Consider the following 24,603-nt stretch of genomic DNA (forward strand, 5'->3'; position numbering starts at 1 on the left):
GGGCACGGACGGCGCGGTCCTTTCTCCCCCGCCCATCAAGACAGGAATCTTTCGTGGCGACACTTACGCTCAGCGCGGTATCCAAGACGCGCGAGAACCGGCAGCCGGTGCTGCATCATCTCGATCTCGATGTCGCGGACGGCGAGTTCGTCGTGCTGGTCGGCCCGTCCGGATGCGGGAAGTCGACGCTGCTGAGGATGACGGCCGGGCTCGACAGCGTGACGTCGGGCGAAATCCGGATCGGCACGCGCCGCGTCAACGATCTCGGGCCGCAGGACCGCAACGTCGCGATGGTGTTTCAGAACTACGCGCTTTATCCGCACATGACGGTGGCCGACAACATCGCGTTCGGAATGAGGATGCGCGGCGCCGCGGCGGACACGATCCGCGCGCGGGTCGCGGAGACCGCCCGGATGCTGTCGCTCGACGCGCTGCTCGCGCGCAAGCCCGGCGAACTGTCCGGCGGACAGCGGCAGCGGGTGGCGATGGGCCGGGCGATCGTGCGCGAGCCGGCGCTGTTCCTGTTCGACGAGCCGCTGTCCAATCTCGACGCGCGCCTGCGGGCGCACATGCGCATCGAGATGCGCCGGCTCCATGCGCGGCTCGCCACCACGACGCTGTACGTGACGCACGACCAGGTCGAGGCGATGACGCTGGCCCAGCGCATTGTCGTGTTGAATCAAGGCCGGATCGAGCAGACCGGCACGCCCGAGCAGATCTACGCGCGTCCGCAAAGCACGTTCGTCGCGAGCTTCATGGGTTCGCCCGCGATGAACCTGCTGCCGGGCCGCGTTGCCGCCGACGGCCGGCGCTTCGCGGTCGAGGACGGCCCCGATATCCCGGTCCCGGACGTATTGCGGCAGTCCGGCACGCTGGCGCCGGGGCGCGGCTACGTGCTCGGCATCCGGCCCGAGCATGTCGAGGTCGGCTGTGCAGCGCAGGGGGAGCGCGCCACGCTGCCGGTCGATCTGTGCGAAATGCTGGGCGCGGACAGTCTTGCGTTCGGCAATTGGGGGCGAGCGAGCGTCGCGGTGCGTCTGCCGTCGGGGTGGCGCGCGGCGGCGGGCGAAGCGCTGGAGGTCGGCCTGCCGAGCGTGCATCTGCATTTCTTCGACCGGGAGACCGGGCGCCGCGTCAATTGACGCGGCGTGGGGAGGGCGGGCGCGGATCAGCCGCAGGTCTTGCGGACCACGCCGGCGACCGGCACGACGCGCATCCGGGAATCGCCGGAGAAAGCGTCGATCCGGTCCGCGAGCATGCCGACGGCCTGGTTGGCGAGGCCGTGCGTGTCCTGCTGGATGGTCGTGAGCTGATAGGTTTCGTAGCCGGCGGCCGGAATGTCGTCGAAGCCGATCACGAACAGGTCGCCGGGCACGCGCAGCCCGTAATGATGACGCGCGGTGTCGATCAGGCCGAGCGCGAGCAGGTCGGACGAACAGAAGATGCCGTCCGGACGCGGCTGGCCCGCGAGCAGACGATGGGCGGCGTCGACGCCGGCGGCGTAGGTGTCGGACGGCGTGACGAGCGTGCCGGCCGGTCCCGCGCCGTCGCGCCGCAGGGTGCGCGCGAAGCCTTCGCCGCGCGCCGCCGCGCTGTAGCTGGTTTTAAGCGGCCCGACGAACGCGAACCGGGTCGCGCCCGCGCGGGTCAGCATCTGAGCGGCGAGCGCGGCGCCCGCCGCGTTGTCGCTGACGACGACGTCCGCGCCGGGCAGGTTCGACGCCCGGTTGATCATCGCGACCGGGATCTTGTAGTCGAGGTACTGGCGGGCGAGGCCGAGCGGCGGCGAAGCCGACGTCATCACGATGCCGGCGATCCGGTAGCTCAGCAGCATTTCGAGCGAATCCTTGATCTGGCGCGGATCCTCGGCGTTCATCACGAGCGGTGTCAACGCATAGCGCCCGAGCGCGGTGATGATGTCGGCCAGCAGCTTGGCGCGGAACGGATTTTCGAAGCCGGCCGTGACGACGCCGACCATGCTGCTGCGCTGCATGATCATTTCGCGCGCGATCATGTTGACCTGGTAGCCGAGCGCGCGAGCGGCCTCCATCACGCGCTCGCGGGTCTCGGGCGCGATGCTCGCGGTGGGCGAGAATGCGCGGGAGACGGCGGAACGCGACACGCCGGCGCGCTGCGCGACGTCGGACGCGGTAACCCAGTGTTTTTTCTGTTTGTCAGTCATGCACGGATCGGAGGGGGCGGGGCACCGCATGCGCCGGGGCGCCGCGAGCGACACATGATACGGCTTCGCGACCGCCCCGGGTGAGGCGGGCGCGGCGTCGCCCCGCCGGATTGCCCGGGCGTTTTCGGGGCTGAACGCCGTGCCGGTTCAGCCAGTCTTTTCTCTGTCGACCATTTTTCATGACGCCTTGCCCGACCGATTCGACCTTGCCGCTCGCCGACTGGATGTCGGCGCTCGACGACCGCCGCGAACTCCATACGCTGAGCTTACCCGGCAGTCATGACACCTGTGCGTATACCGTCGACGACGCGCTCGCCCGTACTCAGTCCGCGCCGCTCGATCGGCAGTTGCTCCATGGCGTGCGCGTGCTCGACATCCGCTGCCGGCACGAGCGGGACACGTTCCACATCAATCACGGCGGGATTGCGCTGGGCATCACGTTCGACGCGGTGCTCGCCGACTGTGCGCGCTTCCTGGCCGCGCATCCGGGGGAGTGCATCGTGATGTCGGTGAAGGACGAATGCGGTTCGCGCGACTGTACCCGGAGCTTCGAGCGCACATTCGACACGTATCTGGCGCGGGATGCCGCGGTGCGCTGGCATCTCGGCACGGCGATTCCGGCACTCGGCAGCGTGCGCGGCGCGATCGTGCTGCTGCGCCGCTTCGCGAGCGAGCGGCCGCTCGGCATCGACCTGTCCGCCTGGCCGGACAATGCCAGTTTCCTGGTCGACGGCGCGGGCGCGGCGTTCGCGATCCAGGACGAGTACCGGGTGCCGGTGCGCGCATCGATCGACTACAAATGGCACGCGATCGACGCGTTGCTCGGCGAGACGCCGACGGTCGGCGGGCAACGCTGGGTCGTCAATTTCTGCAGCGGCACCGGGATGGGGGCGAACCCGCGGCTGATCGCGCTCGGCGACGCCGGGGCGGCCGGCATTCACGCCCGTCTGCTCGGGCGCCTCGCGACCCATGACGGCGCGTGCGGCACGCTGATGCTCGATTTCTGCGACGACCGCGATTGGGCGCTGGTCCGGGCGCTGGTCGCGCGCAACGCTTGAGGTAGCCGGCGGCGGCTCGGGCGCGAGGCGGTCGAGGCGAAACCGCCGCGCCGCCGTCCCCCCGAATCCGGCGCGGCACAATTCCGGAAAAAATCCGGTCAATAAATCCACCGGATCGACTCAATTCAATTGCCGTCGGTCAAATTGCCGGACGCACGTCCGATCCATGCGGGACCGCGATCCCGGGCACCCGGGACGGTGTCCGAATTTGACGAAAATCAACCCAAGTCGACGGTAAACAGGCGCATCGGGCCGGTCTCTGCACATTTTTTCACAAGCCACCCTAAAGTATTACGATATTCTTTCCGAAAATTACCGTTGTAAAGCACGTAAGCAATAGGCCAACCAATACTTCGGGGTGATTCAATGGCGATCGACAGCACTTCCATCTCCAAAGCCAATACCGCGCTGCAGGACGCAGCCCAGTCGATCATCAACGGGACGACCGGCAAGTCCTCGATGGACGTGAACGCGCTGGTCGCGGCGCTGGTCGGCGGCAAGACGGCGGGACTGACCGTCGCGCTGAGCGAGTCCGCCAAGAAGAACAACGACCAGGCCGCCGCGCTCGGCCGGGTTCGCACCGATCTCACGGCGCTGCAGAACGGCCTCGAATCGCTGTCCAACGGCACGCTGCTGCAGAAGTACGCGATCAAGGCGACCGGCAAGGGCCTGACCGCGACCACCGACAAGGGCGCCGCGGCCGGCAGCTACCAGGTGGACGTGAAGCAGATCGCGAACCAGCAGTCGCTGGTGTCCGGCGCGTTCGACGCGAAGCAGAAGCTCGGCACCGGCACGCTGACGCTCGGTGTCGGCGACAAGTCGATGAAACTCGACATCACCGCGCAGAACAACACGCCGGCGGGCATTGCCGCGGCGATCAACGGAGCGGCGAACAACCCGGGCGTGTCGGCGACGGTCGTCACGGGCACCGACGGCGCGCACCTCGTGCTGCGCTCGACGGCGTCGGGCAGCGACAAGGTGATCAACGTCGGCGTCGACGGCGTGAAGGACGACAACGGCCTGTCCAAGCTGGCGATCGCGTCGACGGCCGACTCGAAAGGCGGCCCGTCGACCATTCCGAAGGACGACAAGAACGGCTGGACGCAAAGCGCGGCCGCGCAGGACGCGATCCTGACGGTCGGCGGCATCACCGCGCGCAGCGCGGAGAACACCGTGAGCAACGTGATCGCGGGCATCACGCTGACGCTCACGCAAGAGTCGGTCGGCACGTCGCAGTCGCTCAGCGTGACCCCCGACCTGGAAGGCCAGGCGAAGGCGGTGACGAACTTCGTCGACCTGTACAACAGCGTGGTGTCGACGATGGCGGCGTACTCGACGTTCGACAAGTCGCAAAAGAAGGGTGAACAGGGCGGCACGCTGCTCGGCGATCCGACGATCGCCGCGATCCGCAATACGATGGGCCGGCTGGCGTCCGAGGGCGTGCGCCACGGAATCGGCAAGGTCGGTCTCGCCGATCTCGGCGTGACGTTCGCGCCGCTCGGCTCGAAGCTGCCGGAAGGTTCGCTGGTGATCGATCAGAAGCGGCTCAACGGGGTGCTCCAGAACAGCCCGGCGACGGTCGCGAAGGTCTTCAACGAGGTCGACGGCATCGGCAAGCAGCTGAGCGACGAGCTGTCCGGGCATCTGAAGAAGGACGGCACCTTCGACAGGCGCTTCGAGGGAATCGACCGCGACATGAAGAGCCTCACCAAGCGGCAGGAAAGCCTGACGAACTATGCGGCGGATCTCACCAGCCAGTACAAGGCGCAGTTCACCGCGCTCGACGCGCTGATGGCGAAGATGAAGAACAATTCGGACTATCTGACCCAGTTGTTCGGCGGCGCGTTCAGCGCCGGCGCGCTCGCGAAGAAGTAAGCCGCGGCGGGGCGCGCCGCGCCCCTTGCGGTTGCGCCGCAACGGCTGGATCATCGCACCATCTCTGCGCGATTCGTCGTCCGGCCGCTTCGGACGCCTCGCGCGTCCGGCCGGACGCGCACGGCATCCCGCCATGTCGACGGGTCCCCCACCGTCAGGACCGCATGGCAACCGAATTCCTCCGTTTTCCCGCGCACGCCGGGCGGCGCGACGACCCGCCGCGCGAACTGCTGCTGCCGGCGGCGCTGCTGATTCTGTGCATCGACATCGTCTGGTGCGTCGTCGCGGGCTGGCGCATTCCGCCGCGCCAGCTGCTGCTGGGCGCGGCCGGCTGCGCGGCACCGCTCGCGCTGCTGGCGATGCCGCGCTACCGCAACGATTTCAGGGTCCGCTCGATCTGCACCGCCGCCGCGCAATTCGTGTTTTTCACGAACGTTGCCGCGCTCTTGAGCTATCTCGTCGTCAGCACCCACGCCCCGCTCGCCGACGCGACCTTCGCGCGCTGGGATCGCTGGCTCGGATTCGACTGGCCCGGGCTGTACCGGTGGCTGCACGACCGGCCGCGCCTCGATGAGGCGCTTGCGTGGGCATACGGCAGCGCGTTGTTTCAGATGGCGTTCCTGATCGTCTATCTGAGCCTCCGGCGGCAGCGCGCGCGGCTGGTCGAGTTCTTCAACGTCGTGGTGATCGCGTTTGTCGTCACCACGGTGATCGCGGGCTGGCTGCCCGCGGCGGGCGCCGCGAAGTTCTACTGGCCGGCCGTGCATGCGGATCTCGCGATGTGGTCGGACTTCGAACCGCTGCGCGCCGGCACGCTCAAGTCGTTCGATCTGCTGCGCACGCAGGGTCTGTTCTCGTTCCCGTCCTTTCACACGGTGACGGCGGTCGCCCTGGCGTACGCGATGCGCAAGAGCCGGCTGTTCCCGCTGTTCCTCGTGCTGAACGCGCTGGTGATCGCCGCGACGCCGACGCACGGCGGCCACTATCTGGTCGACGTGCTGGCGGGCCTCGCCACGGCGGCGGCCGCGATCGCGGCAAGCCGTTCCCGGCCGATGCTGCGCACGCGGCGTTGATCGCGGGTGCCGGGCGCGCGACGCGCGATCGGCGCGCGTGCCGTTGCCGCGCCGCAGCATCGGAAAGCCGCGCGGTCATCCGGTGTTTCGAGGATTTCTTCATACCGGGCGGTCACGCCCGGTTTCAAACATCGGCTCGCGGCCGCCCCGCTTTTGCGTCAACGATTCCCCGCGCGACTTCAAACGATTCATGACGAACGGAGCATGCGCGTGCTCGGGCGACAGCTTTCAATTGCCTTGACCCGTCCCGTCCCGGATGGCTCAATCCGCGGAACGCCGCGACGGCGATGCGTCGCACGCGGCATCCATCCAGGACAGATCAAAATCGGAGGGGACGTGAATATCATGCGTTGGATCGCGGGCGCCGGACTGGCGCTGGCCGCATCGCTGTCGCAGGCCGCCGTGTCGTGCCGGCCGGCGACGCCGCTCGAAGCGGCCGTCTACACCACGCCGTTCCAGTTTCCGGGCGTGACGTCGCCGAGGGACGGCACCTGCTGGATCAACAATCTCGCGGTGACGGCCTCCGACGGCACCCGGCTCACCGCGAATCTCTCTCTGCCGAAAATCACCCGCCCCGACCAGACCTTCCCGACGATCGTGATGATCGCCAGCTGGGCCGCGTCGGATTTCTTCGAGTATCTCGGCCAGCAGCAAAAGCTCGCGCAGGACGGCTACATCGTGCTGAGCTATACGCCGCGCGGCTTCTACCTGTCGGGCGGCACCGTGCAGGTCGCCGGGCCGCAGGACGTCAAGGACGTGTCCACCGCGGTCGACTGGGTGACGGCCAACGCGCCGGCCGATCCCGACCGGCTCGCGGCGAGCGGCATCTCGTACGGCGCGGGGCTGTCGCTGCTCGCGCTCGCGCAGGATCCGCGTCTGAAGACGGCCGTCGCGCTGTCGGGCTGGGGCGATCTGGTCGATCAGCTGTATCCGGCGCAGTCGCCGAACGCGACCTGGTCGGCGGTGCTGTTCCTGTCGGGAAAGGTCACGGGGCGGCTCGATCCGCTCGTCGACCAGTACGTGAAGGCGCTGCTCGATCCGAACACGCCGCCTGAGAAAGTGAACGAGATCGTCGCGTGGGCCGGGGTCCGCTCGCCCGCGAGCTATGTCGACGCGATCAACCGGCGCCGCGCGCCGGTGTTCCTCAGCAAGAACTTCGAGGACGACATGTTCACGCCGAACTCGTCGATGCGGATGTTCTCGCAGTTGACCGGGCCCAAGAAGCTGCTGCTGAATCCCGGCATTCACGCGCAGGCGGAAATCCCGGGCGCGCTGCTCGGCGCGCCGAACTATCCGTACGACCAGGCGCACCGCTGGTTCGACCGCTGGCTGAAGGGAGAGCAGAACGGCGTGGACACCGAGCCGAAGGTGTCGATGCAGGTCAAGTTCAGCGCGACGCGCGACAGCTTCGATACTTGGCCGGCCAGCAACGTGCGCGCGCAGACGCTGTACGTCGGGCCGCGCGGCAACGTGCGCTGGGAACTGGGCTGCCTGTGCTGGAAGGGGACGACGGGGGCGCTGCAGGCCACGCCGAACGCGTCCGCCGGCGCCGATCTGATCCAGAATTTCTCCGACACCACGGCGACGAGCGGGCCGATTCCGATTCTGTCGACGCTCGGCGAAGGGCTGGGCGCGCCGGTCATCAACGCGCTGCCGACCGTGAATCTCGCAACCGGCGTGCGCTACGAGGGCGCGCCGCTGCGCGCGCCGATGCAGTTGCGCGGGATCCCTACGCTGAATCTGCGCGCGACGCCGTCGCAGGCGCGCGCGCAGGTGGTCGCCTATCTGTACGACGTCGATGCGCTCGGGGTCGGCAAGCTGATCACGCACGGTGCGCGAACCGTGCACTGGGCGACGCCGGGCGCGACGATCGATTTCCCGATCGAATTCTCGGCGACCGCGTACGACGTGCCGGCCGGCCACCACATCGGCATCGTGCTCGATACGTTCGACAGCCTGTACCAGCCGCCCGTCAATCCGGGCGAGCGGTTCGGCGTCACGTTCCAGTTCGACCCGGCGAAACAGGCGACGCTGGTGCTGCCGGTCAAGTCGTGACGGTCCGCCGCCGCGCGCGGGGCTTCGGCGCGCGGCGGGCGTCCGTTCCGGTTCAGCTGGACACGTAGCGCGACGGCAGCGGCGGCGCATCCGCCGGGATCGTCACGAGCGCGGTGTCGAGCCAGCCTTGCGGCGTGCCGTTCGACTGCGCGTACGCGCCGACATAAGGCATCATGCGCGTCGTTTGGTACACCTGCGGCGTCCAGCCCGGCGGCGCGAGGAATACCGAGGTCGCGCGCTTCTCGCTGTACGCCGATGCGCCGTACGTCGAAATATTCCACAGCGTTTTCTGATACGTGTCGTAGTCGGCGTTGTGGCGCGAGCCGCCCGCCTGCCAGCCCTCGAGCTGGATGAACGTGTTGTACGTCCCCGCGCCCGCGAGCAGGTTGTTGACGGTGCGGCCGTACAGGAAGGACAGAATCAGTCCGCAGTTTTCCGGCGCGAAATCGCTGCCGATGCTCAGGTAGTAGCGGCCCGTCGTGTTGACGAGCGACGCGTAGTGCGAGTTGCCGATATCGAGCGCGGTCGCGAGGCCGCTCGCGCCGATGTAGCTGTCGAACGCTTGCATCGACACGCCCGCCGGCAGGTCGCCGGTCGCGCTGATCGCGACGAAATGCGAGCCCGACGCCAGCAAGGTCAGGAAGGCGCTCAGGCTCGCGGCGTCCCAGTTGCCCGCCGCATCGGCGAACGCGAACGCGCGATAGCCGCTCAGGCTGAAGACGGCGGGATCCGTGCCCGCCTGATAGGCGATTTGCGGTACCCACATCGTCAGCGAGCCGCTGGGCGATGCGTTTGCCACATAGCTTTTCAGCAGGTCGATCAACTGCGCGTCGCTGGCGGGCAGCGTCCCGTAGGCGGCGCCGTTCAGCCAGCGCTGCACCCATTGCGCGACGAATCCCGCCAACTGGCCGCCCGTGAAATCGGCGGGCGGCACATAGCCGGCCGCGCCGGCGCTCCGGTAGGCGGACTGAATCACGCCCGCGCCGCGAATCGTCGCGCCGAACATGCTGTTCGCGAAATCCTGGCAATTGTTGCGCGGGCTCGCGCCCAGCAGTGCGAGCGGCACGACGGCCGCGCCGCTGGCGGTCGCGATGCCCCGGTAAAGGTTGAGGTTCGCGACCGCATCGTGGCCGGGGAACGTCGCCGCGTTGGCGCCCGACACGTAGCCGGACGACGCCGTGACGCCGACGGTGGTCGGCTGCGAACCGAACGGATGCACGTAGGCCAGATTGAACGTCGCGCCGCCGCCGGCGAGGCTGAACGAGCCGGTGCAGTCGCTCCAGCTGCTCGACGCGCTGACCGTCGTCGTCTGTCCGTCGGCGATCCGGGGCTGCGATGCCTGCGGCTGCGAGCCGCTCTGGCTCGCGGCGTTGCCGTAGGCGAGCGTCAGGTCGGGGATCCAACTGGTGACGTTGACGGTCATCGAGCGGCCCGTCAGGCTGAGGTTGCGCGCGGCGGGACTCGTCGCGCCGGCCGTCGACAGCAGCGATGCCGGCGCGCCCCCGCCGTTGTCCCCGCCGCAGGCGGCGAGGGCGCCGACGAGCGGCGAGAGCGCCAGCGCGGCCCCGCGCGTGATGAACGCCCGGCGCTGGGCGGGCAGGGAAGGCGGCGTTTTCTTGCGAGTCATGGCGAATCCTGTTCACGGTTGCGAAAGGCGCGGCATCGATCGATGCACACGTGTGCAATGCAGGGGACAGGCGCGATTGCGGAATGGGGTGCGCCGGGCGTATTTATGAGCGCCTTTTGTTAAAGGCGTGCGACAGCGGGCAAGGCAACGGGGGGATATATCGCGAGCGGTCGGAGGGAGTGGGCGGGGAGTGGCGGACGATTCGGGCCGTCGGCGACGCGTGTTCGCCGCCCGGATCTCGGCCATCGCGCGTCGCGATGAGCGGTGGACACGCGGGCAGGTCGACGCGCCCGCGCCGGGCGGCTATACGATGCCCAGCCGCGCGAGCCGATCCGGGCGCGCCGTGTCCGGGTGGGCGATCCATCGCTGCGCGGCGGCGGCTTCGTCGACCGTTACGGGAAGGCCGTTGCCCAGCAGTTCGCATGGGACGAAGCCCGGCGTCGACTGTTCGACGATCTGCCTCAGCGTGTACCGAGCGGCGGGATTCCGTGCGGGCTGCGAAACCGGATCGGGGTAGCCGCCCGCTTTGGCAAAGGGCGTCAACGCGCCGGCCGCGACCAGGAACAGCAGGTTCTGCCGGATCTCCATCGGGTTGCGCCGCGGCGCGCTCAGGCGCGCGACGATGTCCTCGACGCGCATCGCGCCTTGCGACATCAGCGCGCGCAAGTCACCGACGAAATCGGACTGGAAGTGGAGCACGCCGCGTGGAATGTTCACCTGGGTGTCGATCTCCTCGACAACGCTCGCGCAGCCGACGATCGCGTCGCCCAGCGCGCCGCCCGGCGCGTGGTGAGTACGTCCTCGCCGGACGAACACGTCGCGGCGGAACCGCCGGTTGACCGCGAAATCCGCGGCCAGATGCTTCAGGCGCGCGTTGGGGAGCGCGGTGATCGAGTCGGCCGCCTGCTTGTCCATCAGCAGCAGCGGGTGATTGTCCGCCAGCGTTGCGCTACCGACGTAGGACAGGCCGGATCGGGCCATCTCGTCCGCGACGTCGACGGAGTAGTGCACGTCCCACGTGCCGTTCAGGAATTCGTGCGCGAGGTAGTTGACCGGATGCCTGGAGAACGTCGCCAGGGCCTCGACGGCCGCCGGCGTCTCGCGGAAATACTTGATGCTCGGGTTGCCCAACTGCTTCATCGCCTGGAGCGCGGTGTCCGTGCGCTGTTCGACGCTGCCTTCGGCCGCCTGGGACAGTTCCACCCAGAGCTTGCGCAGCGGCACCTCGGCGGACCACCCGGGGAAGCAGTTGTAGCTCACGTAGACGATGCCGCCGTCATTGAGCTTGCGCGCGATGATCCGCCGCAGCGCGGAGCGCGCGTCGGTATCGACCCAGCTGTATACGCCGTGCAGGACGATGAAGTCGAACGAAGGCAGATCCTTGTCGAGCAGCGTCTCGAAGCCGGCTTCGTGCAGCACGACGTTGCCGACGCCGAGGTCGGCGGCGTGGCGCGCGGCGGCCTCGATGTGGACCGGATTGAAATCGCACGCGTGGAACTCGGCGCGGGGATAGGCGGCCGCATTCACGACCGTCGAACGCGCGAAGCCGCACCCCAGCTCCAGGTAGGTGAAAGGACGGTCGAAATCGCGCGGCGGGATACCGCCCACGGCACCCACGTAGCTCAGCCAGGCCGGCGCGAGTTCGCGAAGAAACCGGTCGGGGAACGTCACGTCGCTCAAATAAAAGGAGGGGCGATCGGAAGCGTGCATGGGCTGTCGGATAAGCGTGTTGTCGGCCGCGCGTCGTGGATACGGTGCCTGAACTTCGCCGTGGTCGAGGCGTGGAAGCCGGGCGGCAACGCGAGCCCGGTTCGGCGGGCGCGGCGTGATGGAGGCGGCCGACGACGGCGCCCAAGCTTAACACACGGGTTCGCGCGCCAGAGCGGGACATGGGGCGCGGCTGACCTTCCTCGGGCGCAGCGATTTCAGCGCAGCCGGACGAGGGGCGCGCGAGGTTCGCGACGCGACGCGCGGGTGCGGAGGTGCGCTTCGCCATGCGATGCCGGGCTGCATGAGCGCGCGGATCGCCGGTCGCGCGGACATCGAATCGGATGGCCCGATGTTCGATCGTTCGAGGCGTTCGTTGCTTCGTCCGCTCCGGTGAGAGGCGATGCCCGCCCTTGCCGAAGCCCAGGAAAATGACGGCGGCGCACGAGCGGGCGATGCGATGAACGGCCCCTGGGCTAGAAGCGCTGCTGCAGGGCCGCGAGCCAGCGGGCAACGGTGTCGATCTCGTCGTCGGAAAACCCTTCGCACATTCTTGCATTCAACTCGCGCAGCAGCCCCCGCGCTTTCTTCAGCGCATCGTGGCCGGCCGCGGTCATGTAAAGCCGTGTGGCGCGGCCGTCGTCCGCGTCGCTGCGCCGCTCCAGCAGACCGGCCTTGGCCATCCGGTCGGCCAGCCCGGTCATCGCGGACGGCGCGAGATGCAGCGCGGCGGCGACTTCGCCGATCAGCGCGCCGTCGTGCCTCGCGACGTGGAACAGCGCGCCCGCCTGGACGGCGCTCGCTTGCGCGCCGGCGTCGGTTCGCTGGTCGAGCCAGCGCATGACGCGGCGCTGGCCGATGTTCAACAGCAGAAACAGGCGTCGATCTGAGGTCAAGCTCGGTTCCCGATGGGCGACGCCGGATCTTCGGCGCCGGATGGCGAAGGGGCGGCGTGCCGTGCCGTCACGGCCGACGACAGCCAGCCGGCGATGTCCGGCCACAGCACTTTGCCCGGCCGGCTGCGGAACGCGCCCATGTGCCCGATCGGCCCGCCGCCGGCGGCGCGCGGATCGATCTGGCGGCGCTCGACTTTGGCACGTTTGAGATAGCTTGCCAACAGATCGATCGCGGCCGGCGTGCCCCACGGATCGTCGTCGAGGCCGATCACCAGCAGCGGCAGGCTGTGCCGCTCGAAGCGGCCGGGGGCGTCAAGTGTCGGGTCGTCGAAGAAGTAGCGCGGCGACTCGGTCCAGCGGGCCCATTCACGCAGCACGCCGGCCGGCAGATCCTCGCCGAGGCCGAGATAGCGGCCGGGCATGTAGCCGAACAGCCTGCACGCGAGCGGCGCGATCACACGCATCATGAGCCGCACGCGCAGCCGTTCCATCCGGCTGCGGATGAGGCGGGTGCTGCCGGCATGCGACGCGACGAGCACCGCGGCTTGCAGGTGCCGGGTCGCGTCGCACAGGCCGATCGCGTGCCCGCCGAAGCTGTGGCCGACCGCCAGTAGCGGCAGGTCCGGAAAGCGGCGCCGGGCCCAGCCGGTGGCCGCTTCGACGTCCAGGTCGGCCCAGTCGCGCATCCGTGCATCGAGCCGCCCCAACTGCGCGGGACGCGACGCGCCGATGCCGCGATAGTTGTAGGTCAGTGCCGCGAAACCCCGCTCGGCGAGATACTGCGCGAAACCGAAGTAAAGCCGCTCCGGCACGGCGGTGGCGGGATGGATCAGCACGCAGGCGCGGGCATCTCCCGGCGGGTGCCAGAGCGTGCCGTGCAGCGGATAGCCGTCGGCGGCGGGGAATTGCACGGGATGCGGCTGCATGGCGGGCCTCCTGGCGACAGGTGTTTCGTGTGCGAAATATATCGGGAAATTTACTTCGTGTACGAAATAGATCTGGAGCGGATGCTCGGATGCGATACCCTGGCGCCGCGCGATCGTGAAAATGCGGAGAAACCGGCAGGTGAGCGGATGGGCAAGCGATACCGGCGCCAAGCATCGCGTGTCGCTGCTCGTGATTTTCCCGCGGCGCGTTTCGAGATCCGGGGACGGCGCGCGGGCTCCGGTGCCGCTACCGGTTGCCGGGTCACTCGCATCGCGTCGATTACCAGGTTCGATGCACGCTTGGCGGCAGGCTTCGTGCAACCGAAGGGCGTCAATCCGGGAAACCCTGCCGTAAAGGACGATCCGGGTCGGCAGCATCGCTCCCCGGTCTTTTCATCGACACCCGATGACAGATCACTTTCATGCTCCCCCAATTCGCGTAGACTGAGTCGGATCACCCGTTCGCCGATTCGTTTGCTGGTGGCGACGGTCAAAGCCCCCGTTTTGCAAAGAGGTGTCATGCACGCAACCCCCTTGCTCGATAGCGCTACGCTCGATCCGTCCGCCGGCGCGTCCGTGCGCGACCTGCGCCGCGTGCCCATTCATCCCGATCACTGGTATCCGCTCGCCTGGTCCGGCGAGGTCAAGCGCGGCAAGACCCTCGGGGTGCATTTCGCCGGCGAGCCGATCGTGCTGGCGCGCACCGAATCCGGGGCGGTATTCGCGCTGGAGGATCGTTGCGCGCACCGGCAGGTTCCTCTCCACGCGGGCGTGGTGGACGGCGAGTCGATCCGCTGCGGCTATCACGGCTGGACCTACGACTGCAGCGGCCGCTGTATCGACGTGCCCTATCTCGGCCGCGAGCGCCTGCCGAACGGCGTGCGCGCCTATCCGTGCCGCGAGGTGCATGGCCTGATCTTCGTCTTTCCCGGCGACGCGACGCTCGCCGAGACGCGGCCGCTGCCCGATCTGCCGTCGGTGGACGACAAGGCGTACAAGACGCGCCGCTTCGGCCGCGAGGTCAAGTGCCATTACTCGTTCATGCATGAGAACCTGATGGACATGAACCACCAGTTCCTGCACCGGCGCCAGATGGGGCAGATGCGGGCGCGCTCGCTCGGCCGGCGGCGCGGCGACGACTGGGTGGAAGTCGACTACACGTTTTCGCGGATGGCGGGCAAGCAGCCGGTGGGCGAGGCGCTGGTGTTCGGCGGCGGCAAGACGCGCGGCGACAACGACAAGGACGTGATGACGGTGCGCACCGGCTACCCGTACCAGACCCTGCAGATCCGCTCGCGCTCGCAGACGCTGGTGATGGATCTGTGGATCGTCTATGTGCCGCTCGATGCGGCGCAACGTACCAACCGCACGTTCGGCCTGCTGTCCATCCGCAAGCCGGGCATCCCGTTCGCGCTGGATCTGGCGTGGCCGCTGCTGGTCTGGTTCACGGAACGGATCTTCAAGGAAGACCGCTGGATCGTCGAGCGCGAGCAGGAAGCGCACGACAAGCAGGGCGCCGACTGGAATCACGAGGTGTTTCCGGTCATCAACGAACTGCGCGACTTGCTGCGCAGCTGCGGCGGGCGCACCGTGATCCCGGTTCATCAGGCGCAGGCGTAACCCGACGCGATCGCCGAAGGGCGGCGGAAGGCGCCCGCACGCTTCGCGCGGGATCCGCGTTCGACGCGGATCCCGCCGGTTCGCCGTTGGCGCTTCTGCCCGATAATCCGCGCGAGACGGGAACCGGTAGCCGTCGGCGGCGGACATCTGTCGCGGCAAGCGGCGGCGAGACGACTGGTCTAATTCGTCTGTATCATCCTCTTCCTGGACGCCTGTCCCGATAACCACGACACGTTGCACGGTGCCGTTGCCTCGCCGGCCGATCCCGCGTTGCAACACGCCGCTCGATCCGGCAGGCGGGCCGTGCAACGCCTCGCCCAGCTTTCCCGGCGCGCCGCCATCCGTGGCCGCCGTCCGATACTCACCGACCCAGTGGAGCATGAGCATGGCCATCTCGAGTTACACCGATACGCAGTTGCTGATCAACGGCGAATGGTGCGATGCCGCGAGCGGCAAGACGATCGACGTCGTGAATCCGGCGACGGGTGCCGTGATCGGCCGCGTCGCGCACGCGGGCATCGCCGATCTCGACCGCGCGCTCGACGCCGCGCAGCGCGGTTTCGAGCGGTGGCGCAAGGTGCCCGCGCACGAACGCGCGGCGACGATGCGCAAGGCCGCGGGCCTCGTGCGCGAACGCGCCGATGCGATCGCGCGGCTGATGACGCAGGAGCAGGGCAAGCCGTTCGTGGAATCCCGCATCGAGGTGCTGGCCGCCGCCGACATCATCGAGTGGTTCGCCGACGAAGGCCGCCGGGTCTACGGCCGGATCGTGCCGCCGCGCACGCTGGCCGCGCAGCAGACGGTGGTCAAGGAGCCGGTCGGCCCGGTCGCGGCGTTCACGCCGTGGAACTTCCCGGTCAACCAGGTGGTGCGCAAGCTGAGCGCCGCGCTCGCGACCGGCTGCTCGTTCCTCGTGAAGGCGCCGGAAGAGACCCCGGCATCGCCCGCCGAGCTGCTGCGCGCGTTTGCCGACGCGGGCGTGCCGGCCGGCGTGATCGGGCTGGTGTACGGCGATCCGGCGGAAATCTCGAGCTACCTGATTCCGCATCCGGTGATCCGCAAGGTGACGTTTACCGGTTCGACCCCCGTCGGCAAGCAGCTCGCGGCGCTGGCCGGTCTGCATATGAAGCGCGCGACGATGGAACTGGGCGGCCACGCGCCCGTGATCGTCGCGGAGGACGCGGACCTCGCGCTCGCGGTCAAGGCGGCGGGCGGCGCGAAGTTCCGCAACGCGGGCCAGGTGTGCATTTCGCCGACCCGTTTCCTGGTCCACAACAGCATTCGCGACGAATTCTCGCGCTCGCTCGTCAAGCATGCCGAAAGCCTGAAGCTCGGCGACGGTCTTGCCGAAGGCACGACGCTCGGCCCGCTCGCGAACGCGCGCCGCCTGACGGCGATGAGCAAGGTGCTCGACGATGCACGCGCGACCGGCGCGAAGGTCGAGACGGGCGGCGAGCGGGTCGGCGACGCCGGCAATTTCTTCGCGCCGACCGTGCTGACCAACGTATCGCTCGAAGCCGACGTGTTCAACAACGAGCCGTTCGGCCCGATCGCTGCGATCCGCGGCTTCGACTCCCTCGACGAGGCGATCGCCGAAGCGAACCGCCTGCCTTACGGGCTGGCCGGCTATGCGTTCACGCAGTCGTTCCGCAACGTGCACCTGCTGACCCAGCAGCTCGAGGTCGGCATGCTGTGGATCAACCAGCCGGCGGCGCCGTGGCCGGAAATGCCGTTCGGCGGCGTCAAGGATTCGGGCTATGGATCGGAAGGCGGGCCGGAAGCGCTGGAGCCGTATCTCGTGACCAAGGCGGTGTCGGTGATGGCGGTTTAAGCCGCGCTTCGTCCGCGTCGTTTTCGATACGCCCCTCGCGCCGGGACAGCTCGGCGCGAGGGGCGTTGCTCATTCCGCCGAGCCGGGACGGGACGCGGGAACGTGCGGGAGGGGTCGCACGCACGCGTCGATGCAATGAACCGCCGGCTCGACTACATCCCGCTCGCCGGGCATTGAATAGCGCGAGTGCATGACGGGAACGCAGGGGGCCGATGCGGCAAGGTGGCGCGGGATTCCGGGAAGTGGGCGTCGACCGTACATGGAAGATTGAACGAACGGTCATGGCGTATTTCATCCATGTCATACCCGGCGGAAACGACGGACGTTTGATGTCTTGCCTGATTTCCGCACGCGTCGGCAGCGCGCTTTTTTCTGAGCGGCTGCGTAGTTTGTTTGTCGCCTGATGCGATGGAATCAATCGTGGAAATAAAGGCGACCGCATTGCGGATTGAGCGTGCCTCGGTGGCTTTGGGTCGAATGGGTGACCCTGCGTCCATTTTAGGTAACCCTGCGTCTTTTGAAGCAACTGGGCGATCTCGAGAGCAAGGTGAAAATTCCCGACACCTTCTTGTCGAATGTGTATTAAGTCAATGATTTATATGGAATAGTCAAGATCGATCCAGGCGAAGCCCGCGTTCTGTCGGCAATTCATAGAGCCTTTATCCCACTCGATGACCGGGTTGCCTTTGAGATTGTGATGTGCAAACCTGATCGCGCCATGTTGCTCGTGGTGCGAATGGAATAATAAGGATTCGCAATGATTTAAGTCCCGTTGCGACACCATGAAAAATTCCAATCCCACCATGGCAGCCACGGCTTTCATCCGTCTCGAAAGTGTTTGTGTGAAATCTCAATCAAGGGGGTTGTATGGCATTCATCGACCAGAAGGCACGCAGGCAGCATATTGGGCTGATCGTCGCTTGCGCGATCGGCATGACGTTCAGCAGCATGGCCGGCGCGGCCGAAAGCGACCACGTCAATTACGGTTCGCTGACGTCCGGCGCGAGTGCCATGCATGCAAAGGGCACAGGTCTCCAGGCGGACGCGTTCCTGCTGCCCGTCCTCGGTTCGTCCGGGGTCGCGGGCATCGCCGGGCGTGAGGCCGGGCAGCCCATGAAGACGGCCTTGTTCGATCTGAGTTGCGATCATCCGTGGTATCGGATGGGTCTTCTCGAACTGGCGGTCTGCCAGCCCTGGTAATGCCCGCGCGGCTGGCCTCCGGCGAGGTCGAGGCGGCAGGATGAAGCCTCGACCTCCCGATGCGCCGCACGGGGCTCCGCTGCCGATCACCGACGTACAGCCGGATCCAGCCCGCCCGACGGCGATCCCGCACGCAACGAGTCCGCCGCGCCCGAACCAACCGGGATGGCCGCGGGCGGCGCCTGCCGGATCGTTCAAGCCGCGTGTCGCTCGACTTTCAGCGCAAGGCCGAGCCACGCTCCCCAGACGGCCGCCGCCAGAATCAGGAACACCGCGGCCGGCCATCCCGCCGCGCCGACGATCGTGCCGATCAGGATCGGCCCCAGCACCTGCCCGAGATAGTTGCCCTGCATCACCAGACCGAGACTGAGCGGCGTCAGCGAGGGCGCGGGCGCGGTCGAAGGCGCCGTCGCGAGAATGGTCGTGGGCAACATGCCGGCGATCGCGCTGAACGCGAAGCACAGCAGCACGGCGAGCGGCGCGGGGGTGGCGGACAGAAGCACGCCCGCGCCCGCGGCGCCCATGGCGACGCTGGTCGCGGCCATCAGCCGCCCGGCGCGAATGCCCTTCGACAGCAGCACGCCCGCCAGCAGATTGCCGACGATGTTGGAGGCGACGATCGCCGCGCTGATCGCGCCGGCCGGACCGACCGGGATCGACAGGCGGTGCATCAGGAAGATCGGCAGGAACGACATCAGCGAAAAGAACTGCAGGTTGTACGCGGTGAAGCCGAAGGTCAACAGCAGCGTCGAGCGCGCGGTCAGCACGTCGCGCAGCGAGCGTAGCGCGCGGCCGCCCGCCGGTCGCGCGGCGCCGGCCGCTTCGTCGCGCGGCGTGGTGAGCGGCAACAGCAGCGCGCCGGCAAGCGCGAGCGCCGCACTGGCCAGCCAGCCGTTGCGCCACCCGCCCACGAGTGGGCCGAGCAGCAGCGACAGCGCGATGCCGCTGCCCATGAACGTGCTCCAGATCCCGAACACCAGGCCGCGTCGCGACGGCGGCGCGAGCCGGTTCAGCACGGCCGGCGCGGCCACTACCACGATCAGGAAGCCGAGCCCTTCGATGAAGCGGGTGCCGAGGAGCCAGGTGAAATCGCGCACGACGGCACCCGCCACGCTCGATACGCCGAGCACGACGAGCCCGAGCATCAGCAGACGCCGGTCTCCCCAGCGACGCACCAGCATGCCCGCGGCGATGCCGCCGAACACGCCGACGAACGGAAACGCGGACATGATCCAGCTCAGCGACGCGAGCGAGCGGCCGAATTCCTGCTGCAGCAGCGGCAGCGCGATGGTGGCTTTCCCGACGTGCAGCGCGGCGGCGATCCCCGCGAACACGACGTTGGCGATCGCCAGCCAGGGCGTCGGCGCGGCATCCGGATCGGCGCGATCGGCGCGGTCGGCGTGAGTCTCCGCGAGGGCGGCCGGCGGTTTCATCGCAGTCTCCTGTGTTCCCGGGCGTCGAGCACGGCGACGAGGATCAGGCCGCCGATCATCCCGACATGCTCCTCGGCGGTGTACAACGCGATCAGATGCCGGAGGCCGTCGAATGCCCAGAAGCGATGGACGAGCGGAATCGTCAGCGCCGTGAACATAGCGAGTGCGAACGCGGCCAGCGCAGTCCGGCGCCGCGCGATGATGAGCGCGGCGCCTCCCAGATGCAGCGCGATGGTCAGCGCGCTGTACAGCGCGCCCGGCGCGAAACCGAGATGCTCCATTTCCGCCGCGCCCGACGAGAAGTCGACCGCTTTCGACAGGCCGTTGATCCAGAACGGAGACGTCAGCAGCACCCGCGCGAGCAACGCGGCCGCCGGCGAAAGCAGGACGGCGCGGAGCGCGGACCGATGCCCGGGATAGGCGGGAGGAGATCGCATGTCGACGGACATTGGCGGTGCAGGGTCCGTGGCTTCAATCGCGCCGCTGGGCGAGCGGGCCGGGTTCGCCCGCCGCCGCCGGCGGCCATCCGCCCGCGAGCGCCTTGTACAGCGCGACGACGGCCGTCGCGCTGCGCACCCGGCTGTCGGCGGCGGCGTCCTGGGCCTGCAGCAGGGTGCGCTCGGCATCCAGCACCTCGTAGTAGTCGATCGCGCCGGCCTCGAAGCGGGTCTGCGCCAATTGCGCGGCCTGCGCGCTGCTGCCGGCCGCCCGCTCGAGATGCGCGGATTCATCACGCGTGCGCGCGGAGCGGAGCAGCGCGTTCTCGGTGTCCTCCAGCGCGCCCAGCACGGTCTGCTGGTATTGCGCGAGAAGCCCGGCCGCGTCGGCGCGGCTCGCGGCGATGCGGGCGCGCACGCGGCCCACGTCGAGGAACGACCAGTCGACGCCGAGCGCGATCAGGTTGGTGTCGCTGCCGCTCGAAAAGAAGCCGTAGCGCGACGTCAGGCTGCCCAGCATGCCGGTCAGCGTGAAGCGCGGGAACAGGTCGGCGGTCGCGACGCCGACCCGCGCGGTGGCCGCGTGCAGGCGGGCTTCCGCCGCCGCGACGTCCGGCCGGCGGCGCAGCACGTCGGCCGGCGTGCCGGGATCGATGTCGGCGGGCAAGGCCGGCAGCGGCGCGGGGGTATCGAGCCACGCGATCAGCGCATCCGGCGTGCGCCCGGTCAGCACGGCGAGACGGTGTTCGTCGACCCCGATTCCCGCTTCGTACACCGCGATGCGCGACGCCGTCGTCTCGAACTGCGCACGGGCGCGCGCCGCGTCCAGCTCGGAGCCGCGCCCCGCGCTCAGCCGGGCTTCGATCAGCGCCAGGGTCTGGCGCTGGTTGTCGGCGTTGTCGCGCGCGATGCGCAGCCGCTCCTGCTGGCCGCGCAGATCGAGGTAGGCGTTCGCGACGTTGCCCGCCAGCGCGACGCGCACCGCGCGCAGGTCGGCTGCGCTCGCCGCGGTTTCCTCGCGCTGCGATTCGACGCCGCGCCGCACTCGGCCGAACAGATCCAGCTCCCAGCTGGCGTTGACGTTCAGCCCGGACACGGGGGTGTCGCGCTGGTCGCGCGATGCGCCGAACGCCTGCGACTGGCTCAGCAACTGGTGGCCGATCTGGCCGCCGGCCGTGATCGTCGGATAGAGATCGAATTTCGCGTTGCGCAGCAGCGCGTTCGCCGCGTCGTAGCGCGCGACGGCAACCTTCAGGTCGTTGTTCGCCGCGAGCGCCTGTGCGATCAGCGCGCTGAGCGTCGGATCGTTGAAGCCGCGCCAGAACTCGGCATCGGCCGAATCGGCCGGCGAAACCGGCGAAGGCGCGGTGCCGAGCCGGGCGTCGGCCGGCTCGGCTCGGGCGAACCCGGCCGGCAGCGCCGCGTCGGGGCGGCGGTAGTCCGGGCCGACCGCGCAGGCGGACAGCATGAGCGCCAGCGTGAGCGGGGTGAAACGTGCCAGCGCCATCATTGTTCGACTCCGTGCGTGGTTTCATGCGGCTCGCTCCAGGCGGCCGGCTGACGATGCGCGAGCTTGCGGATCGTGACGTAGAACACGGGGGTCAGGAACAGACCGAACAAGGTCACGCCGAGCATCCCCGAGAAGACCGTGATGCCGGTCGCCGCGCGCACTTCGCTGCCCGCGCCGGAGCCGATCAGCAGCGGCACCGATCCGGCGATGAACGCGACCGAGGTCATCACGATCGGGCGCAACCGCAGGCGGCATGCCTCGAGCGCCGCATCGACGATGCTCATCCCCTGAATCTCCAGTTCGCGCGCGAATTCGACGATCAGGATCGCGTTCTTGCACGCGAGCCCCATCAGCACCACCAGGCCGACCTGCACGAACACGTTGTTGTCGCCGCCCGACAGCCAGACGCCGAACAGCGCTGCGCACATGCACACCGGCACGATCAGGATCACCGCGAGCGGCAGCGTCCAGCTCTCGTACAGCGCGGCGAGCACCAGAAACGCGAGCATGACCGCGAGCGGGAACACGACGATCGCCGCATTGCTTTGCGTGACCTGCTGATAGCTCAGATCGGTCCATTCGAGCGTGATGCCGGGCGGCAGCACGTCCTTCGCGATCTGCGTCAGTTTGGCGATCACCTGCGCGGACGACATCATCTTCGGATCGGAATCGCCGATCAGGTCGGCGGCGGGGTAGCCGTTGTAGCGCATGACCGGGTCCGGGCCGTAGGTCGGCGTGACGGTCACCATCGAGCCGATCGGCACCATCTCGCCGTTCGCGTTGCGAGTGCGCAGGTTGCCGATGTCCTCGGCGGTCTGGCGGTGCGACGCATCGGCCTGGGCCATCACGCGATACACGCGGCCGAACAGGTTGAAATCGTTCACGTAGACGGAGCCGAGATACACCTGCAGCGTGCTGAACAGATCGGTCAGCGCCACACCCTGCGCCTTGGCCTTCACGCGGTCGATCTTCACCTCGAGCTGCGGGATGTTGGCCTGGTAGGAACTGACCGGGTAGGTCATGCCGGGCGTCCTGGCAACGGCGCCCTGGAACGCGTAGAGCGCGTTCTGCAGCGCGCCGTAGCCGAGGCCCGCGCGATCCTCCAGGTACAGCGAGTAGCCCGAGCCGTTGCCGAGGCCCTGGATCGGCGGCGGCCGCAGCGCGTACGCGAAGCCGTCCTTCACGTTCGCGAAGCGCGCGTTCAGTTCGGCGTTGATTTGCGCGGCGCTGCGCTTGCGCTCGTCGAAGGGCTTCAGGATGATGTACGAGTTCGTGCTGTTCGGCGTGTTGGCGAGCTGGAGCGCATTGAAGCCCGCGAACCCCTGGATCATGTCCACGCCGTCGACCTTCCGGGCGATATCGATCATCTGGCGCGTGACCGTATCGGTGCGCGACAGCGACGCGCCTTCCGGGAGCTTCGCGCCCGCGAACAGGTAAAGCTTGTCCTGGATCGGAATGAAGCCGCCGGGCACGCTCTGGAACAGCAGCGCGGTCGCGCCCAGCAGTACCGCATAGACGCCGAACACGAGGCCGCGCCGGCCGAGCGAGCGGGACACCACGCCGTGGTAGCGCTCCGAGCTGCGCTGGAAGAAGCGGTTGAACGGCCGGAACAGCCAGCCGAAGCCGCGTTCGATAGCACGCGACAGCGCATCCTTGGGCGCGCCGTGCGGCGTCAGCAGCTTCGCGGCGAGCGCGGGCGACAGCGTCAGCGAGTTGATCGCGGAGATCACGGTGGAGATCGCGATCGTCACCGCGAACTGCTTGTAGAACTGGCCGGTCACGCCCGACAGGAACGCCATCGGCACGAACACCGCGCACAGCACGAGCGCGATCGCCATGATCGGCCCCGACACTTCCCTCATCGCCTGGTGCGCGGCATCGCGCGGACTCAGGCCGCGTTCGATGTTGCGCTCGACGTTCTCGACCACCACGATCGCATCGTCGACCACGATCCCGATCGCGAGCACCAGCCCGAACAGCGTCAGCGTATTGATCGAGTAGCCGAGCAGATAAAGCCACGCGAACGTGCCGACGATCGACACGGGCACCGCGATCAGCGGAATGATCGACGCGCGCCAGGTCTGCAGGAACAGGATCACGACGAGCACGACCAGCACCACGGCTTCGATCAGCGTGTGCTGTACTGCGCGGATCGACTCGCGCACGAATACCGTCGGATCCCAGACCGGGCGATACGCGAGGCCGGCCGGGAAGCGCTTCGAGAGGGTGTCGAGTTTTTCGTAGACGGCCTTTGCGACCGACAGCGAATTCGCGCCGGGCGACAGGAAGATGCCGACCACGGCGGAATTCTTGTCGTCGAACAACGAACGCAGCGTGTAGTCGCTCGCGCCCAGTTCCACGCGCGCGACGTCGGACAGCCGCACGACCTGGCCGTCCGCGCCGTTCTTGAGCACGATGTCGCCGAATTCCTGCACGGTCCGGAGGCGGCCGCGCACGTTGATCGAGATCAGGAAATCGTTCTTCTTCGGCGACGGCTGCGCGCCGAGCTGGCCGGCCGACACCTGCACGTTCTGCTCGCGCACCGCGTTGAGCACGTCGTTCGACGTCATCCCGCGCGACGCGAGCCGGTTCGGATCGAGCCAGATCCGCATCGCATAGTCGCCCGAGCCGGACAGCCCGACGTCGCCGACGCCGGGAATGCGCGACAGCTCGTCCTTCACGTGCAGCGTCAGATAGTTGCGCAGGTACAGCGAGTCGTAGCGGTTGTCGGGTGAATAGAGGCTCACGTACATCAGCGGCGTCGGCGACTGTTTCTGCGTCGTCACGCCGTACTGGCGCACCTCGTCGGGCAGGCGCGACAGCGCCTGGCTCACGCGGTTCTGCACCCGCACGGCGGCGGTATCGGGATCGACGCCGGGCAGGAAGGTGATGACCACCTGCAGGCTGCCGTCCGAGCCGGCCACCGACTTCATGTACATGATGCCTTCGACGCCGTTGATCGCTTCCTCCAGCGGCTCGGCGACGGATTCCGCGATGTCCTTCGGGTTCGCGCCCGGGTAGGTCGCGCGCACCACGACGCTCGGCGGCACCACCTCGGGGTACTCGCCGGCGGGCAGCATCGGGATGGCGATCAGCCCGATCGCGAAGATGACGATCGACAGCACGACCGCGAAGATCGGCCGGTCGATGAAGAATTTGGAAAAGTCCATGAA

19 protein-coding genes are annotated in these 24,603 nt (G+C 68.2%); 9 read left to right on the forward strand and 10 right to left on the reverse strand.

All coding sequences use genetic code 11. The features are described 5' to 3' along the window. Positions 1 to 53: 53 nt before the first annotated feature. Entirely contained in the window at positions 54 to 1,142 is a 1,089-nt protein-coding gene (gene ugpC / locus RZR99_RS13495; RefSeq protein ID WP_323120276.1) for a sn-glycerol-3-phosphate ABC transporter ATP-binding protein UgpC, read from the forward strand. Positions 1,143 to 1,168: 26 nt separating this feature from the next. Here ugpC and RZR99_RS13500 read toward each other — a convergent pair whose 3' ends face one another. Continuing rightward, positions 1,169 to 2,182, reverse strand: a complete 1,014-nt coding sequence (locus RZR99_RS13500; RefSeq protein ID WP_323120277.1) for a LacI family DNA-binding transcriptional regulator — start codon at positions 2,180 to 2,182, stop codon at positions 1,169 to 1,171. A 179-nt stretch (positions 2,183 to 2,361) separates the two neighbouring features. On the opposite strand from RZR99_RS13500, the gene RZR99_RS13505 reads away from it, so the two are divergent. From RZR99_RS13505 to RZR99_RS13520, 4 genes are all read left to right on the forward strand, one after another. Further along, positions 2,362 to 3,240, forward strand: coding sequence for a phosphatidylinositol-specific phospholipase C (locus RZR99_RS13505; RefSeq protein ID WP_323120278.1), 879 nt, complete (start codon positions 2,362 to 2,364; stop codon positions 3,238 to 3,240). 366 nt (positions 3,241 to 3,606) lie between these two features. Then, positions 3,607 to 5,115 (forward strand): flagellar filament capping protein FliD, encoded by a 1,509-nt coding sequence (fliD, locus tag RZR99_RS13510; RefSeq protein WP_323120279.1) that lies wholly within the window; start codon positions 3,607 to 3,609, stop codon positions 5,113 to 5,115. Positions 5,116 to 5,279: 164 nt separating this feature from the next. Further along, a complete protein-coding gene (locus RZR99_RS13515) occupies positions 5,280 to 6,188 on the forward strand; it encodes a phosphatase PAP2 family protein (RefSeq protein WP_323120280.1) in 909 nt (302 codons plus the stop codon). Between the two features lie 345 nt (positions 6,189 to 6,533). Next, the gene (locus tag RZR99_RS13520) at positions 6,534 to 8,243 is read left to right on the forward strand and encodes a CocE/NonD family hydrolase (RefSeq protein WP_407655446.1); all 1,710 of its coding nucleotides are present in this window, start codon (positions 6,534 to 6,536) and stop codon (positions 8,241 to 8,243) included. A 52-nt stretch (positions 8,244 to 8,295) separates the two neighbouring features. Here the strand turns inward: RZR99_RS13520 and RZR99_RS13525 are convergent, their stop codons facing one another. The 4 genes from RZR99_RS13525 to RZR99_RS13540 form a co-directional block, all read right to left on the reverse strand. Next, positions 8,296 to 9,870, reverse strand: a complete 1,575-nt coding sequence (locus RZR99_RS13525) for a hypothetical protein (RefSeq protein WP_323120282.1) — start codon at positions 9,868 to 9,870, stop codon at positions 8,296 to 8,298. A gap of 303 nt (positions 9,871 to 10,173) precedes the next feature. Then, entirely contained in the window at positions 10,174 to 11,580 is a 1,407-nt protein-coding gene (locus RZR99_RS13530; protein WP_323120283.1) for a class I SAM-dependent methyltransferase, read from the reverse strand. A gap of 473 nt (positions 11,581 to 12,053) precedes the next feature. Then, positions 12,054 to 12,473 carry a MarR family winged helix-turn-helix transcriptional regulator gene (locus tag RZR99_RS13535; RefSeq protein ID WP_323120284.1) on the reverse strand — a complete coding sequence of 140 codons (420 nt, stop codon included), beginning with the start codon at positions 12,471 to 12,473 and terminating at the stop codon, positions 12,054 to 12,056. Beyond that, positions 12,470 to 13,399: an alpha/beta hydrolase family protein gene (locus RZR99_RS13540; protein ID WP_323120285.1), complete on the reverse strand. Its 930-nt coding sequence runs from the start codon at positions 13,397 to 13,399 to the stop codon at positions 12,470 to 12,472. Before RZR99_RS13540 ends, RZR99_RS13535 begins: the two co-directional genes overlap by 4 nt. A gap of 519 nt (positions 13,400 to 13,918) precedes the next feature. On the opposite strand from RZR99_RS13540, the gene RZR99_RS13545 reads away from it, so the two are divergent. From RZR99_RS13545 to RZR99_RS13555, 3 genes are all read left to right on the forward strand, one after another. Next, positions 13,919 to 15,019 (forward strand): aromatic ring-hydroxylating dioxygenase subunit alpha, encoded by a 1,101-nt coding sequence (locus RZR99_RS13545; RefSeq protein ID WP_323120286.1) that lies wholly within the window; start codon positions 13,919 to 13,921, stop codon positions 15,017 to 15,019. Positions 15,020 to 15,404: 385 nt separating this feature from the next. Next, a complete protein-coding gene (locus RZR99_RS13550; RefSeq protein ID WP_323120287.1) occupies positions 15,405 to 16,850 on the forward strand; it encodes an NAD-dependent succinate-semialdehyde dehydrogenase in 1,446 nt (481 codons plus the stop codon). A 281-nt stretch (positions 16,851 to 17,131) separates the two neighbouring features. Further along, positions 17,132 to 17,254 (forward strand): hypothetical protein, encoded by a 123-nt coding sequence (locus tag RZR99_RS13555; protein ID WP_323120288.1) that lies wholly within the window; start codon positions 17,132 to 17,134, stop codon positions 17,252 to 17,254. A gap of 191 nt (positions 17,255 to 17,445) precedes the next feature. Here the strand turns inward: RZR99_RS13555 and RZR99_RS13560 are convergent, their stop codons facing one another. Then, positions 17,446 to 17,664: a hypothetical protein gene (locus RZR99_RS13560; RefSeq protein ID WP_323120289.1), complete on the reverse strand. Its 219-nt coding sequence runs from the start codon at positions 17,662 to 17,664 to the stop codon at positions 17,446 to 17,448. 53 nt (positions 17,665 to 17,717) lie between these two features. On the opposite strand from RZR99_RS13560, the gene RZR99_RS13565 reads away from it, so the two are divergent. Further along, a complete protein-coding gene (locus RZR99_RS13565) occupies positions 17,718 to 18,050 on the forward strand; it encodes a hypothetical protein (RefSeq protein WP_323120290.1) in 333 nt (110 codons plus the stop codon). Positions 18,051 to 18,244: 194 nt separating this feature from the next. Here RZR99_RS13565 and RZR99_RS13570 read toward each other — a convergent pair whose 3' ends face one another. The 4 genes from RZR99_RS13570 to RZR99_RS13585 are packed head-to-tail and all read right to left on the reverse strand — an operon-like array spanning position 18,245 to position 24,600. Then, the gene (locus tag RZR99_RS13570) at positions 18,245 to 19,483 is read right to left on the reverse strand and encodes an MFS transporter (RefSeq protein WP_323120291.1); all 1,239 of its coding nucleotides are present in this window, start codon (positions 19,481 to 19,483) and stop codon (positions 18,245 to 18,247) included. Next, on the reverse strand, positions 19,480 to 19,920 hold the full coding sequence (locus RZR99_RS13575) for a DoxX family protein (protein ID WP_323120292.1): 441 nt from the start codon (positions 19,918 to 19,920) through the stop codon (positions 19,480 to 19,482). The genes RZR99_RS13570 and RZR99_RS13575 overlap by 4 nt, the downstream gene beginning before the upstream one ends. Before the next feature lie 34 nt (positions 19,921 to 19,954). Then, positions 19,955 to 21,430, reverse strand: a complete 1,476-nt coding sequence (locus RZR99_RS13580) for an efflux transporter outer membrane subunit (RefSeq protein ID WP_323120293.1) — start codon at positions 21,428 to 21,430, stop codon at positions 19,955 to 19,957. Next, entirely contained in the window at positions 21,427 to 24,600 is a 3,174-nt protein-coding gene (locus tag RZR99_RS13585) for an efflux RND transporter permease subunit (protein ID WP_323120294.1), read from the reverse strand. The genes RZR99_RS13580 and RZR99_RS13585 overlap by 4 nt, the downstream gene beginning before the upstream one ends. Between the last annotated feature and the right edge of the window lie 3 nt (positions 24,601 to 24,603).

This window comes from Burkholderia alba (genome assembly GCF_034721475.1).
In the GTDB taxonomy this organism is placed as follows: Bacteria; Pseudomonadota; Gammaproteobacteria; order Burkholderiales; family Burkholderiaceae; genus Burkholderia; species Burkholderia alba.